Source organism: Spiribacter halobius (genome assembly GCF_020883455.1).
GTDB lineage: Bacteria > Pseudomonadota > Gammaproteobacteria > Nitrococcales > Nitrococcaceae > Sediminicurvatus > Sediminicurvatus halobius.
In genome coordinates this window covers 3,632,828-3,645,977 of sequence record NZ_CP086615.1, presented here as the reverse complement: position 1 = coordinate 3,645,977, position 13,150 = coordinate 3,632,828, and the positions used below count along the sequence as shown (strand labels likewise).

The window sequence follows — 13,150 nt, the reverse complement described above, 5'->3', positions numbered from 1 at the left end:
CACTGCGGCCGCTTTGAAAGCTCGCGCTCGTTACCTATGCGCCTCGCACGAGCGGCCAAATCGCCTCGCAGTGGGACCGCCCCGCTCGGCCGTCGTGGATGCCCACCGCCGCGCCGATACTCCTCGGCGGCGTGGCTTTCGACATCACCGGATGCGTAGCATGCCGCCATGGAGCTCGTATCCGCGGCGGTGATTCTGTTCGCCATCATGGACCCGCTGGGGAACCTGCCGGTGTTCCTCAGCCTGCTGCGTGACCAGCCGCCGGCCCGGCGGCGGCTCATCACCCTGCGGGAGCTCGGTTTCGCCTACGTGGTGCTGATGGTGTTCCTGCTCGGCGGCCAGGCGCTGCTGGACCTGTTCGCGCTGGAGCAGCAGTCGGTGCGCATCGCCGCCGGTATCGTGCTGTTCATCATTGCCGTGCGCATGATCTTCCCGCCCGCCCGGGGCGGGGTGATGGGCGAGGCGCCGGAGGGGGAGCCGTTTTTCGTGCCGCTGGCGGTGCCGCTGGTGGCCGGACCCTCGACGCTGGCTACCCTGGTGCTGCTGGTGCGCCAGTCGCCGGACCGCCTGTTCACGTGGTGGCTCGCCATGACCCTCGCCTGGCTCGCGACGCTGCTGATCCTGCTTGCGGGCAACCTCTTCTACCGGGTGCTGCGCGAGCGCGGCCTGTTTGCCCTGGAGCGGCTGATGGGCATGATCCTCGTCGCGATCTCCGTGCAGATGCTGCTCGACGGCACGGAGGCATTCATCGAGAAGGTACTGGCATGAGTGATGCGCCAACCGCGCCCCTGGGTGGGGGCCTGATCTGTGCCTACCGCGCCGACCGTGGCGGAGTACTGCACGCCTGTACACCGGGGGATGCCGATCCTGCCGGGGAAGGCGGCCTGCTCTGGCTGCATCTGGACCGCAAGCACCCCGACAGCGCCCACTGGCTGCGCGGGGATGCCGGGCTCGAGCCGCTGGTGGCCGAGGCGCTGCTGCAGGAGGAGACGCGGCCGCGGCTCGCCCGCCACGGCTCCGGTGTGCTGGTGATCCTGCGCGGCGTCAATCTCAACCCCGGTGCCAATCCGGAGGACATGGTCTCCATCCGCATGTGGCTGGAGCCGGGACGGCTGATCAGCCTGCGCGGGCCGCGGCTGCTGGCGGTGGAGGACGTGCGCGCCGCCATCGGCGAGGGCCGGGTCCCGCCCCGGCCCGGGGCGCTGCTCGCAGCCCTGGCGGCGGCGCTCATCCTGCGCATGGGCCCGGTGCTGGAGGCGCTGGACGAGGGCATGGACTCGGTGGAGGAGGCCCTCGTGGCGGGCGAGCAGCGGGCGCTGCGCACGCGGCTGCTCGCCCTCCGCCGCGAGGCGATCATTCTGCGACGCTACCTGGGGCCCCAGCGCGACGTGCTCGCCCGGCTCGCCGGCGGCGAGGTCGGGGAGCTGGTGGACGAGCCGGCGCGCCTGCGACTGCGCGAGAGCGCCGACCGGCTGACCCGCTACGTGGAGGATCTCGAGGCCCTGCGCGATCGCGCCGCCGTCGCCCAGGAGGAGCTGACCACCAGGCTCTCGGACCAGATGAACCGCACCATGTACGTGCTCTCGCTGGTGGCGACGCTGTTCCTGCCACTCGGCTTAGTCACCGGCCTGTTCGGCGTCAACCTGGCGGGCATGCCCGGTACGCAGACCGAGGGCGCCTTCGCCTGGCTGATGATTGCGCTCGGCCTGATGACTGCGGTGCAGGTGGCATTCTTCTGGCTTCGCCGGTGGCTCTGACGGGCAATGCGCAGGGCGTCACGGACGGCACGTCTTCGATCTCATATATGACTTCATGACGGGGGGTTTACTGACCGGCGGGTGCGCGGCAGAATCGCGCTACCTTGCAGCGCAGCACCAGCCCGAAGCGGACAGTGTTGCGTGGCACGCTTGAGGGGGCGCGGGGGGCTGCGGCGGCATCGGGGAGCGTGCCGCCACCCCCGCGATCGGGGCAACAGCCCGGGGGCCGGAGGCGCGCCCGGGTGGAGGGCGGCGAGGCGAGCGGCACCGCTTGCCGCCCAGCGGCTTTCGACGGTAGGAGGTCCCATGCCGGCGATGATCCGCCACAGCTGCCGCGTGGAATACCGCAGCAACGAGATCGTGATCCGCGGCCCGGCCGAGGACGCACAGCGAGAGGCGCACCGCATTATCCGCCGCTTCGCCTGCAGCGCCACGCCCTATCGGCTCGTGAGTACCGAGGGCGACGGCGTCGTGCTGCGCCCGGCTTACTAATCCTATCGAAAGTATTGTCAGCTCTCAGCGGGCCTGTGCGCCGCGGCGGCAAGGCGCGAGGCGCGCGGTGTAGCCGAGCTACATAAGCGGCGAGCAACGCAGTCCGCCGCGGCGCACAGGCCCGCCCTACGGGAGCCCCGGAGCGGGCCGGCGGCGGGGTCGCGCTCGCTTGACGTGGAATCACCACGCCGGCGCTCCCGCGCCTTGCCGCCGGCCCGCTCCGGGGCTCTGAGACCTGACAATACTTTCGATAGGATTAGTAACCCGCATCTCTCACCGATTCGCGGCTGCGGGCGCGGATCTGGCGGCCAGTCCGGCGGCGCGGCGCTCAGCGCCGGCGTAGCTGCTGCAGGGCGAGCCCGGCGACGATCAGCACCAGCCCGACGTAGGTGGAGCCGAGGATCGCCTCGCCCACCAGAAAGTGGATGAAAACCAGCGAGAGGAAGGGCGACAGAAAGATCAGGTTGCCCACCTTCGCCGTGTTCTCGGAGTATTTCAGCGCGCCGAGCCAGCAGGCAAAGGCCACCCCCATCTCGAATACCCCGACGTAGGCCGCCCCCAGCAGCCCGGCCGGGGAGCCGACGGCAAGGCCGTCGGTGAGCGCACAGATCACCAGGACCACAGGCAGCGCAACGGCGAAGCTGGAGGCAAGCCCCACCAGCGGCTCGCGGCCGTCGCGGACGTTGTAGATCCAGTACAGCGCCCAGACCACGGTGCTGCCGAGGGCGAGGGCAACGCCCATTGGATCCGCGAACTCCACGCCGAGCACGTCGCCCCGGGTGGCGATCACCCAGACGCCGGCATAGGCCACCAGCCCGCCGATGAGGTCCCAGCGGCTCAGCCGCTGGCGCAGCAGCGGGATGGAGAGCAGCGCCAGGGTGATGGCCCAGGTGTAGTTGAGGGGCTGCGCCTCCTGGGCGGGCAGGCGGTCATAGGCCTCGAACAGGATCAGGTAGTAGAGCACCGGGTTCAGCAGCCCGAGCATCACCGACCGCCGGAGATCGCCCGCCGTGCCTTCGATGAGCCCGCGCAGCCGCCCCTGGATGGCCAGCATCACCAGCAGGGTGATCAGCGAGACCAGGGTGGCGTAGGCCAGCAGCTGGATCGGCGTGAGGTGCCGCAACGACAGCTTGAAGGCCGAGGCCACGGTAGACCACAGCAGTACCGCCGTCAGAGCGAGGAGATAGGCGCGGGGCTGGTTGGTCGTCGGTGCGGACACCGGCGCAGTGTCGGGTTTCGGGTTGGGCGTTTCAAGCGAGGTCGGGGCGTGGGTGCCCCGCGGCGGGCACGGCGACCGGCAAACCCGCAGCGAGGATGTCGCACACGGCCTGCGGCCGTGCACGACCTACGCTGGCACCCCGCTCAGTCCTCCAGGCCCGGCTTGAGGCAGATCTCGCGGCCGCGCTCGTCGGTGGTGTAGAGCTTGACCGGGCGGCGCCAGATGCGGTCCAGGTAGTCCAGCACCTGGCGGGCGCGCTCCACCTCGAGGCCCGCGCCGTCGCCCTGGTGGTCGTGGCGCAGGATCAGGGTGCCGTCGGACTTGAGCTCGTCGGCGTAGACCCGCGGCGCGCCGAAGTGGAACTTCGGCCGCAGGATGGCCTCGTGCAGCTCGTGCAGGTTCGACTCGGTGACGCGGATCTCGCCGTTCTGGCGGGCGCTGTAGACGAACAGCCCCAGCTCCTCCGCCATCTCGGCGGAGAGGTGGTTGCGCACGAAGGCGAAGTCGTCCTCCTGCTCCATCAGCTGGCGCGCGGCCTCCATGCCCTCCGCCTCCACCAGCTTCTCCCAGATCTGGTAGCCGAGGTGATAGGGGTTGACCTGCAGCGCCACCTGGCGGTCGCCGGCATAGGGGCGCACCACGTCCGAGTGGGTCTTCATGCAGTCGACGTAGGTCTGCTGCGGCAGGAAGTCCGCCTCACGCAGCAGGCGCGAGTGCCAGTAGCTCGCCCAGCCCTCGTTCATGATCTGGCAGTTGAACACCGGCTGGAAGTAGTAGGACTCCTTGCGCACGGCGAGGAAGATGTCCCGCTCCCAGTCCTCCATCTCCGGCGCGTACTGGGCAATGAACCAGAGCAGGTCGCGCTCCGGGTAGGGGGGGATGCGTGGCGGCTGCGGTCGCTCGCGGGCGCCGGTTCCCGTCGGCTCCTCGCCCGGGAGGTGGCCGTAGCGCGCGCGGAACGGGTCGTCGTCACGCTCCGATGCCTGGCGATCCCGCGATCGGCGACCGTAGGGCGGCCGCTCCAGCGGCTGGTCGGTGTCGATGTGCGGCTCCAGCGCCAGCGCGACGTCGAGCACCTCTTCCACCCGCCGGGTGCCAACGGAGTCGATCACCTCCTGGATGCGATGGGCATGGGCCGCCGCCTGCTCGACGATGTGATAGCCCACCTGCTCCTGGCTGCGGGCGAAGGTCATGTTGTTGTGGGAGAAGTCCGCGTGACCAAGCACGTGAGCCACCACCAGCGTGTTCTCCTCGACGCTGTTGGTGTTCACCAGGTAGGCGCGGTTCGGATTGCCGGGGAAGACCACCTCGAAGATCTTCGAGTGGCCCATGCGATGCTGGATCATCTGGTGGATCCAGCGCACGCCGAAGGACCAGTGCGGCATGCGCACCGGGAGGCCGTAGACCGCGACCTCCATCATGAAGGTCGGCGGCACGATCTCGAAGTCCACCGGGTGGTGGCGCAGGCCGAGATCGGCGGCCAGTGCCTCCAGGCGCGGGATGGTGTCTTCGAGGGATTCCGTCATGAGGCGACCTCCGCCTCGTCGGCCTGGTCGGTGAAGAACGCCTTGATCGCCGGCCAGATGTCCTGCTCCCGGGTCAGGGAATAGCTGCCCGAGGGGTACTGCAGGGCGATCTCGCGCCAGATGCCGGCGACCTCGGTGTCGAGCCGGCGGTGGTTCTGGTGCGACACCTCGGCATAGCCGAGGAAATTCATCGCCGGGGCGAGCTGCAGAAGCAGGTCCGTGGCGCGGCTGCGGTCCTCGCTGAAGTTGTGGCCGTCGGTGGCGTAGAACAGATAGTTGTTGTACTGCCCGGGGTCGAAGCGCTCGTTCATGATCTCCAGCGCCCGGGTGAAGCCCGAGGAGCTCTTGGTGCCGCCCTGGCCGTGGACCTGGAAGAAGTCCTGCTCCTCGAACTCCCAGGCCTCCACCGTGTGCGCGATGAAGACCGTATCCACCGCAGTGAACTGCCGGCGGATGCCCTGCAGCGCCCAGAAGAAGAAGCTCTTGGCGAGCTTGCGGCAGTGCTCGTCCATGCTCGAGGAGACGTCGAGCAGGAAGAACACGGCGGCGTTGGTGGTGGGCCGGCGGCGGCGGGCAAGCTGGCGGAAGCGCAGGTCGTCGTTGCTGATCGGCACGGCGCCCTCACCCACGGCCGTGCGCCGCTTGATCGCCTCCTTCATGGTGCGGCGGCGGTCGAGCCGGGAGCGGGCGCCGCGGCGGTCCCAGCCCTCGCGGATGTATTCGTCCGCCTCGACGTTGCTGCCCTGGCGCGGCTGCAGGTTGGGCAGCTGCAGCTCGTCCCAGAGCCAGTCCAGGATGTCGTCGATGCGCAGCTCCAGGACGAAGGTGATCTGCCCCTCGCCCTCGCCGCCGCCCTCCTGGCCGCCGCGGCCGGGGCGCACGGGCTGCGCCGGGCGCAGCACGTCGCCGGGCTTCGCCTGGCCCTGGCCCGCACCCTTCTGCTCGGAGGGGTCGCGCAGGCGGAACCGGGCGTGCTCCATGAAGCGCACCGGCACCTGCACGGTGCGGTTGTCCGGGCGGCTCAGCACATCGGAGCCGGCCACCAGGTCGGGCAGCTGCTCACGCACCGCCTCGCGGACCTTCTCGTTGTGCCGGAGCCAGTCGCGGGTGCCGCGGGAGAAGAGGTCGTACCAGCGGCCGGCGCCGTCCCTGGAGTCGTGGTCGGTCAGGGACATCGGGAGCCTCCTTCCCGGGAGCGTCGGGGGCGGTGCCCCCTCACTCCTGGGACATGAGCGTGGTGACGTAGTTGAGCGCCTCGCGCGCGCTGTGCCGGTCGTAGCCGTACTCGCTGATCAGCCGCTCCTCGACGGCGGCGATCTTCTCGCGCGCCTCCTCGTCCGGCCGCGCCACAGAGGTGACCAGGCGCAGGACGTCACGGCGCTCCTCGAACAGGTATCGCTCCATCGCCTCCTTCAGCCGGGCGTGGGAGTCCAGTGTGAACTTCTCGCCGTTCTTGTAGGCCACCATCGCCTTGCGCACGACCTCCTGGCGGAAGGTCTGCTTGCCGGCGTCGGAGATGTTGATCTTCTCCTCGACCGAGCGCAGGAAACGCTCGTCCGGCTGGCGCGCCTCACCGGTGATGGGGTCTTCCACCTCGCGGTTGTCGAGCATCGCCTCGACCTCGTCGAGGTACTTGTCCAGCAGGTTCTGGCTCTCTTCCTCGAAGGAGACGAACAGCGCCTTGTGCACGTCCTCCTTGACCCAGTGGTTGTAGAAATCCTTGCGGGTGGTGACGAGGAAGTCCACCCAGTGGCGCTTCTGCTTGGGCTCGATGCGGGCGTCGTTCTCGATGGCGTCCTTCAGCGTCACCAGCACCTCCATGCTGGTGAGGCTGTGCACCTCGCTGCGCGAGATGGCGTTGGAGAGCGCGTTGACCACGAACCGGGGAGAGACCCCGGAGAGCCCCTCGTCCTCGTGCTCGTGGCGAATGCGCTCCACCTCGTTCTGGGAGTGCCCCTCGACGTCCTCGCCTGCGTACAGGCGCAGCTTCTTGGACAGGTCGAGATCCTCGCGCTCCGAGGGCTTGAGGCGCGACAGGACGGCGAATACCGCCGCCACCTCCAGCGCATGCGGATCCAGGTGCACCTCGCGGAAGGTCGGCGCCTGGGCGATCAGCTTGCGGTAGATCCGCGCCTCGTCCCGGTAGTTGAGGGTGTAGGGCACCTGCACGATGACCATGCGGTCGAGCAGGGCCTCGTTCTCCTTCTCCTGTAGGAACTTGCGGAACTCCGCCAGATTGGTGTGGGCAAGGATGGTCTCGTCCACGTGGATGAGCGGGAAGCGCGAGACCTTGATGTTCTTCTCCTGGGTCAGCGTGAGCAGGAGATACAGGAACTCCCGCTTCACCTTCAGGATCTCGATCATCTCGAGCAGGCCGCGGCTCGCGGAGTACACCGCGCCGGACCAGGACCACGCCCGCGGGTCACCCTCATCGCCGTACTCGGAGACCTTTGAGAGGTCCACCGAGCCCACCAGGTCGGCGATATCCGCCGTGGTGGGGTCGTGAGGCGCATAGGTGCCGACGCCGACCCGGCTCGCCTCCGAAAGGAAGATGCGCTCCACCGGGTAGCGCATGAAATCCCCTTCGTACTCCTCGTCGAGGATGGCGCGGCAGTAGGGAGAGAGATCGCCCTGGATGTCCACGCCATAGGTCTCGCGGAACTCGGGGCGCAGGCTGTAGGGCACGAGATTCAGGGGGTTCTCGTGCAGGGGCGAGCCCTTGAGCGCGTATACGGCGCCCTCTTCGGTGTGGCTGTACTCCTCCAGCCCGCGCTTGAGGAGGATGACCAGGCTCGACTTGCCGCCTGAGGGCGGGCCGAGCAGCAGCAGCAGGCGGCGCCCGACCTCGGAGCCGGCGCTAGCCGCCTTGAAGTAGTCCACGATCCGCCGCAGCGGCTCGTCCATGCCGAAGAGCTCGTGGGAGAACAGGCGGAACTCGCCGTCCTCGGCCTCGACGCTCTCCTTTCGCTGCATCCACTTCAGCATGTCCCAGACATACTGGTGGCTGGTGCGGGTGGCGAGCTGCGGTTGCGGGCTCACGATCTGGTCGAGGAACTCTGCGAACGTGCCCTCCCAGTGCTTCGCCCGGTGCTCCCGGGTGAAGGCCGTGAGCGAGTCCATGAACCGCTGATGGTCGCCGCCGTTACTGCTCGCCATGTAACCACCTCCGTGCTAATCCGGGCTTCTCGTGCACCCGGTTGCTTTGCCCCCACGCCGGGTCGCGATGCGAACCCGCCTGCGATTTGGAACGTCCCGAGGCGGCTTTGGTTTCAGTATTCTGGCGCCGGCCGTTACCTATCTTGTAGCACACCGCCGGGGGCGGTTGACCAGTCGTCATTGGCAGTCTTCACAAGCCGGAGGCGCTGGAATACCGTTGGCGCGCCCGATGCCGGGAAGGCACCGGGTCGGCCCTGGCGCAGGGCCCGCCGCCCCCCGGAACAACGGCCGGTTGCCCTGCATGATCGCGCTTGTGGCCTCGATTACCGCGCTGCTCCTGTCGACCCTGGTGCTCATGGTCGGCAGCGGGCTGCTGGGGACCCTGCTGTCCGTGCGCCTGGCCGCAGAGGCCTTTCCTGCGGACGTCACCGGCGCGGTCATGGCGGCCTACTTCGCCGGGCTCATGCTCGGCGCCCTCGGCGCCGGGGCGGTGATCCGGCGCGCCGGGCACGTCCGCGCGTTTGCGGTGTTCGCGGCGGTGGCCACCGCCGCCGCCCTGGTGCACGGCCTGTACATCGATGCCTGGGTCTGGGGCGGGCTGCGGATAGTGACCGGCTTCAGTATCGCCGGCCTGTACATGGTCATCGAGAGCTGGCTGAACGAGCGCGCGAGCAGCGGCAACCGCGGCCGGCTGTTCTCGTTGTACCAGATCGCGAGCTACCTCGGCCTCGGCGCCGGCCAGTTCCTGCTGCCCCTGCGCCCGGTCGAGGGCACCGAGCTGTTCATGATCACCGCGGCCATCCTTGCCCTCTGCCTGGTGCCGGTCAGCCTTACCCGCGCCATCCATCCCACCCCGCCGCAGCGCCATCGGCTGGCGCTGAGGGCGGTGTTCACGAGCTCCCGGATGGGCGTGCTGCTGTGCGTCGCCGCAGGCGTGGTCAACGGTGCCGCGTTCGCCCTGGCGCCGGTGTTCGTGGTGGCATTCGCCGGAGTGCAGAGCGTGTCGGTGTTCATGGGCGCCATGATCCTCGGCGGCATGCTGCTGCAGTACCCCATCGGCCAGCTCTCGGACCGTTTCGACCGCCGGCTGCTGATCGTGGTGGTCAATGCGGCGCTGCTTGCCGTAAGCGGCCTGCTGCTGGCGGTCACCGGCGCCGGGCTGGTACTGCTCGCGGCGGTGGCGGCGCTGTACGGCGGGCTGACCTTCACTCTCTACCCCCTGGCCGTCGCGCATATCAACGACCGCCTCGGGGCCCGGGGCGATGTCGATTTCGTCGGCGTGGCCGCGGCGCTGCTGTTCCTGTGGGGCATCGGCGCGGCGCTGGGGCCGGTGCTGGTGGGTGGTCTGATGGCACGGGTGGGGCCCGAGGGGCTGTTTCTTGCCGTGGCCGGCGTCACGGCGGCGATGGCGTTGTACGCACTGATCGCCCGCGGCGAGCAGGTCCCGGCCAAGGAGCAGTCGGCCTTCGTGAGCATGGCGCGCACCACTTCCGTGATCTCCGAGCTCGACCCCCGCGCCCGGGAGATCGACCCCCAGCTCGACTGGATCGAGGAGCTCGCCCGTGCCGACGCCAGTGCGGACGAGGCCACACCGTCCACGCAAGAGGCCAGCCGCGAGGCGGCCTGAATTGCGTGCTTTTTCGATCTCGGGTCCGCGAGGTCGTGAAGCGGGTGCGGCGTGGCGCCTAGCATGGCGCACCCCGGCAGCACGGCCGCGCGGAATCAGGGAAGCGCGCAAGTCAAGGCGCCTCTCGGAAAAGAAAACCGGCCGAAATCTGGCGGGAAATCGCGACTGCGAGACGGGTAAGGAGAAGGGGTGGAGCGGCTGACCGGAATCGAACCGGCATCATCGCCTTGGGAGGGCGACGCTCTACCATTGAGCTACAGCCGCGTTACCGCATTAGTATGCGGGTTTGCCGCTGTGGAGCAAGGGGGGATGCCGGTGCTTGCGGTTGGTGCGGGCCCCTGCCACGCTTCAGGGGCATCCCATACGAAAGAAGGTGGCCACCCGGCCGCCCGTAAAAGGAGGAGAGGATCATGTCCAGACTGTGGTCCGCGGCGACGTTCGCCGCCGTATCGCTGATCGCCATGCTGCCCGGCGGCGCCGCCGCGCAGGATTTCACGGCCTCCGGCGTCGAGTGCATCGCGCCGGCGGATCCCGGCGGCGGCTGGGACTTCACCTGCCGCTCGGTGGGGCGAATCCTTGACGAGCTCGATCTGGTCGAGGGCTCGGTGAACGTCACCAACATGGCCGGGGCCGGCGGTGGCGTGGCCTACAGCAACGTGGTGAGCAAGCGCGCCGATGACGACAACCTCATCGTCGCCGCGAGCACCGCCACCACCACGCGCCTTGCGCAGAACCAGTATGCCGGGCTCTCCGCCGATCAGGTGCGCTGGATCGCCACCCTGGGCGCGGACTTCGGCGTCATCGCCGTGTCTCCGGACTCCGAGCACGAAGACCTTAACGACCTGATGGAGGCCATCGCGGAGAACCCGCGGGACGTGTCCTTCGGCGGCGGCAGTGCCGTCGGCGGCTGGGATCACCTGAAGGTGCTGCTGGCGGCAAGGGCCGCCGGGGTGGAGGACGTGCGCGCCATCAAGTACGTCTCCTTCAACAACGGCGGCACGGCCATCACCCAGATGCGCGGCGGCCATATCGATGCCTTCACTGGCGATCTCTCCGAGGCCACCGGGCAGATCGAGGCCGGCGCCATCCGGGTGCTCGCCGTGCTGGCGGACGAGCGCCTGCCGGACAAGTTCTCCGACCTGCCCACCGCCGCGGAGCAGGGCGTGGACGTGGTCGGCGCGAACTGGCGGGGCTTCTATGCCGGCGGCGAGATGAGCGACGCCGCCTATGACTACTGGGTCAACGCCATGGAGGAGGTCTACAACTCCACCGAGTGGCAGGAGGCCATGACCCGCAATGGTCTGGTGCCGTTCTGGCGCGCCGGCGAGGAGATGGACGACTTCGTTAACGAGCAGGTGGCAGAGCTCACGGAGCTGTCCCGCGAGATCGGCATCCTGCAAGAGTAGGCGCGCGGAGGTGACGGGCATGAGCGATCGGGTGGTGGGCGCGCTGCTGTTCGTGCTCGCGGTGGCCTATGGGGTCGTCGGGCGCAACTACCAGAGCGCGTTCACCTCCGACCCGCTCGGCCCGTCCGCCTTTCCCCAGCTGCTGGCGGTGGCACTCGGCATCACCGCCCTGGTGCTGCTGTTCCGGCCGGGGCCGGGGGTCGAGTGGCCGCATGGGCTTGCCCTGGTGCGCCAGATCGTCGCGGTGGCCGTGCTGGTCGCCTATGCCTTCGTGCTCGAGCCGGTGGGATTCATCCCCGCAACGGCTGCGGCGATAGCGGTGCTGGCCGTGCAGCTGGGCGGGCGCTGGGGGCCTGCGGCGGTGCTTGGGGTCGGCGTCAGCATCGGGCTGTTCATCCTGTTCGATCCGGTGCTCGGGCTGCCGCTGCCGGCCGGCGCCCTGTTCGGAGGTTGAGCCTTGGAAACCCTCAGCCTGCTCCTCGCCGGCTTCGCCGTTGCGCTGACGCCGACCAACATCGCCCTGGGTCTTTTCGGCGCCTTTGCGGGCACGCTGGTGGGGGCGTTGCCAGGGCTCGGTCCTGCCAACGGTATCGCGATCCTCATCCCGCTGGTGTTCAGCCTCGGCCTCGGCGCCGACTCGGCGATGATCCTGCTGCTCTGCGTCTACTACGGCGCCATGTACGGCGGGCGTATCTCGAGCATCATGCTCAACATCCCCGGGGACGAGCCGGCCATCATGACCACCCTGGACGGCTACCCCATGGCGCGCCAGGGCCGGGCCGAGGCGGCGCTGGCCATCTCCGCAGTGGCCTCGTTCGTCGGCGCCACCATCTCCATCATCGCGCTCATGTTCTTTGCGCCCTGGCTGGCGAGCTTCGCGATCCGCTTCGGGTCGGCCGAATACTTTGCGCTCTACATCCTGGCGTTCTCCGCGATCACCAGCGTCACCGGCGCCCGGCCGCTGAAGACGCTCATCGCCACCATCGTCGGGCTGATGTTCGCCACCATCGGCCTGGATCCGGGCACCGGCGTCCCCCGCTATACCTTCGGCCTGCTGGAGCTCTACGAGGGGGTGGACTTCATCGTCGCGCTGGTGGGCCTGTTCGCCGTCAGCGAGCTGCTGGCCTTCATCGATGCCCATATTCGCGGCGCCCAGGAGCCGGTGCGCGTCGGCAGCATCACCCGGGCGGTGCGCGAGGTGGCGGGTACCTGGGCCACCATGCTGCGCTCCAGCGTGGTCGGCTTTGTGGGCGGCATCCTGCCGGGTGCAGGCGCCTCGCTGGGCGCCTTCCTCGCCTACAGCCTGGAGCGGCGCCTGAATGACAAGGGCGGCACCTTCGGCAAGGGCGACAAGCGCGGCGTCGCGGCCCCGGAGGCCGGGAACAACGCCGGCGTCAGCGGCGGCCTGGTGCCATTGCTGGCCCTCGGCGTGCCGGCGAGCGGCACCATGGCGATCCTGCTCGCGATGCTGGTGTCCCTCGGTATCACGCCGGGGCCGCTGCTGTTCGAGAACGAGCCGGATCTCGTCTGGGGGCTCATCGCCGCGCTGTACGTGGCGAACGTCGTCCTTCTGGTGATGAACCTGCCACTGATCGGGCTGTTCGTGCGCATGCTGAGCACCCCCACCTGGGCGCTCATGCCTTCGGTGACGCTGGTCGCCTTCGTCGGCATCTACTCCATCAGCCACAGCCCCTTCGACATCCTCACGATGACCTTCTTCGGGGTGCTCGGCTATCTGTTCCGGCGTCTGGAGATCTCCCTCGTACCCATAGTGCTCGGCCTGGTGCTGGGTGGGCCGATGGAGACCAATCTGCGGCGTACCCTGAACCTCAGCGATGGTGAGTGGTCGGCCTTGTTCAGCAGCCCCATCGCCATCACCCTGTGGGTAATGGCCGGAGTCGTGATCGTCCTGCCGATGCTGCTCCGCCGCAGGCGCTAATCAACGGCTCCCGGAAACGGGTAGGCTC

At 68.8% G+C, this 13,150-nt stretch carries 11 protein-coding genes and 1 tRNA gene; 7 read left to right on the top strand and 5 right to left on the bottom strand.

Features of this window, described 5'->3' with window-relative positions; all coding sequences use genetic code 11:
- Nucleotides 1–168 precede the first annotated feature (168 nt).
- From LMH63_RS17020 to LMH63_RS17010, 3 genes are all read left to right on the top strand, one after another.
- Nucleotides 169–768 carry a MarC family protein gene (locus LMH63_RS17020; RefSeq protein ID WP_109680348.1) on the top strand — a complete coding sequence of 200 codons (600 nt, stop codon included), beginning with the start codon at nucleotides 169–171 and terminating at the stop codon, nucleotides 766–768.
- Nucleotides 765–1,757 (top strand): zinc transporter ZntB, encoded by a 993-nt coding sequence (locus tag LMH63_RS17015; RefSeq protein WP_109680347.1) that lies wholly within the window; start codon nucleotides 765–767, stop codon nucleotides 1,755–1,757. Before LMH63_RS17020 ends, LMH63_RS17015 begins: the two co-directional genes overlap by 4 nt.
- Nucleotides 1,758–2,063: 306 nt before the next feature.
- Nucleotides 2,064–2,249 (top strand): hypothetical protein, encoded by a 186-nt coding sequence (locus LMH63_RS17010; RefSeq protein ID WP_109680346.1) that lies wholly within the window; start codon nucleotides 2,064–2,066, stop codon nucleotides 2,247–2,249.
- Nucleotides 2,250–2,577: 328 nt separating this feature from the next.
- Here LMH63_RS17010 and LMH63_RS17005 read toward each other — a convergent pair whose 3' ends face one another.
- The 4 genes from LMH63_RS17005 to LMH63_RS16990 form a co-directional block, all read right to left on the bottom strand.
- Nucleotides 2,578–3,468, bottom strand: coding sequence for a DMT family transporter (locus LMH63_RS17005; RefSeq protein ID WP_109678660.1), 891 nt, complete (start codon nucleotides 3,466–3,468; stop codon nucleotides 2,578–2,580).
- A gap of 143 nt (nucleotides 3,469–3,611) precedes the next feature.
- A complete protein-coding gene (locus LMH63_RS17000) occupies nucleotides 3,612–4,994 on the bottom strand; it encodes a SpoVR family protein (protein ID WP_109678659.1) in 1,383 nt (460 codons plus the stop codon).
- Complete coding sequence (locus LMH63_RS16995; protein WP_109678658.1) at nucleotides 4,991–6,169, bottom strand: DUF444 family protein; 1,179 nt, start codon at nucleotides 6,167–6,169, stop codon at nucleotides 4,991–4,993. The genes LMH63_RS17000 and LMH63_RS16995 overlap by 4 nt, the downstream gene beginning before the upstream one ends.
- 40 nt (nucleotides 6,170–6,209) lie before the next feature.
- Nucleotides 6,210–8,150, bottom strand: coding sequence for a PrkA family serine protein kinase (locus LMH63_RS16990; protein ID WP_109678657.1), 1,941 nt, complete (start codon nucleotides 8,148–8,150; stop codon nucleotides 6,210–6,212).
- Between the two features lie 301 nt (nucleotides 8,151–8,451).
- On the opposite strand from LMH63_RS16990, the gene LMH63_RS16985 reads away from it, so the two are divergent.
- The gene (locus tag LMH63_RS16985; protein ID WP_109678656.1) at nucleotides 8,452–9,777 is read left to right on the top strand and encodes an MFS transporter; all 1,326 of its coding nucleotides are present in this window, start codon (nucleotides 8,452–8,454) and stop codon (nucleotides 9,775–9,777) included.
- Nucleotides 9,778–9,967: 190 nt separating this feature from the next.
- Here the strand turns inward: LMH63_RS16985 and LMH63_RS16980 are convergent.
- Nucleotides 9,968–10,041 (bottom strand) — tRNA-Gly (locus LMH63_RS16980).
- Between the two features lie 146 nt (nucleotides 10,042–10,187).
- Between LMH63_RS16980 and LMH63_RS16975 the strand changes: the two genes are divergently transcribed.
- The 3 genes from LMH63_RS16975 to LMH63_RS16965 are packed head-to-tail and all read left to right on the top strand — an operon-like array spanning nucleotide 10,188 to nucleotide 13,122.
- Nucleotides 10,188–11,183, top strand: a complete 996-nt coding sequence (locus LMH63_RS16975) for a Bug family tripartite tricarboxylate transporter substrate binding protein (RefSeq protein WP_109678655.1) — start codon at nucleotides 10,188–10,190, stop codon at nucleotides 11,181–11,183.
- 19 nt (nucleotides 11,184–11,202) lie between these two features.
- A complete protein-coding gene (locus tag LMH63_RS16970) occupies nucleotides 11,203–11,637 on the top strand; it encodes a tripartite tricarboxylate transporter TctB family protein (RefSeq protein WP_158280368.1) in 435 nt (144 codons plus the stop codon).
- Between the two features lie 3 nt (nucleotides 11,638–11,640).
- Nucleotides 11,641–13,122, top strand: coding sequence for a tripartite tricarboxylate transporter permease (locus LMH63_RS16965; RefSeq protein WP_109678653.1), 1,482 nt, complete (start codon nucleotides 11,641–11,643; stop codon nucleotides 13,120–13,122).
- Nucleotides 13,123–13,150: the final 28 nt, after the last annotated feature.

Excerpts from the sequence above, each read along its gene's own strand:
- LMH63_RS17020 (WP_109680348.1), top strand. The coding sequence starts at position 169 with ATGGAGCTCGTATCCGCGGCGGTGATTCTGTTCGCCATCATGGACCCG.
- LMH63_RS17015 (WP_109680347.1), top strand. The coding sequence starts at position 765 with ATGAGTGATGCGCCAACCGCGCCCCTGGGTGGGGGCCTGATCTGTGCC.
- LMH63_RS17010 (WP_109680346.1), top strand. The coding sequence starts at position 2,064 with ATGCCGGCGATGATCCGCCACAGCTGCCGCGTGGAATACCGCAGCAAC.
- LMH63_RS17000 (WP_109678659.1), bottom strand. The coding sequence starts at position 4,994 with ATGACGGAATCCCTCGAAGACACCATCCCGCGCCTGGAGGCACTGGCC.
- LMH63_RS16995 (WP_109678658.1), bottom strand. The coding sequence starts at position 6,169 with ATGTCCCTGACCGACCACGACTCCAGGGACGGCGCCGGCCGCTGGTAC.
- LMH63_RS16990 (WP_109678657.1), bottom strand. The coding sequence starts at position 8,150 with ATGGCGAGCAGTAACGGCGGCGACCATCAGCGGTTCATGGACTCGCTC.
- LMH63_RS16985 (WP_109678656.1), top strand. The coding sequence starts at position 8,452 with ATGATCGCGCTTGTGGCCTCGATTACCGCGCTGCTCCTGTCGACCCTG.
- LMH63_RS16975 (WP_109678655.1), top strand. The coding sequence starts at position 10,188 with ATGTCCAGACTGTGGTCCGCGGCGACGTTCGCCGCCGTATCGCTGATC.
- LMH63_RS16970 (WP_158280368.1), top strand. The coding sequence starts at position 11,203 with ATGAGCGATCGGGTGGTGGGCGCGCTGCTGTTCGTGCTCGCGGTGGCC.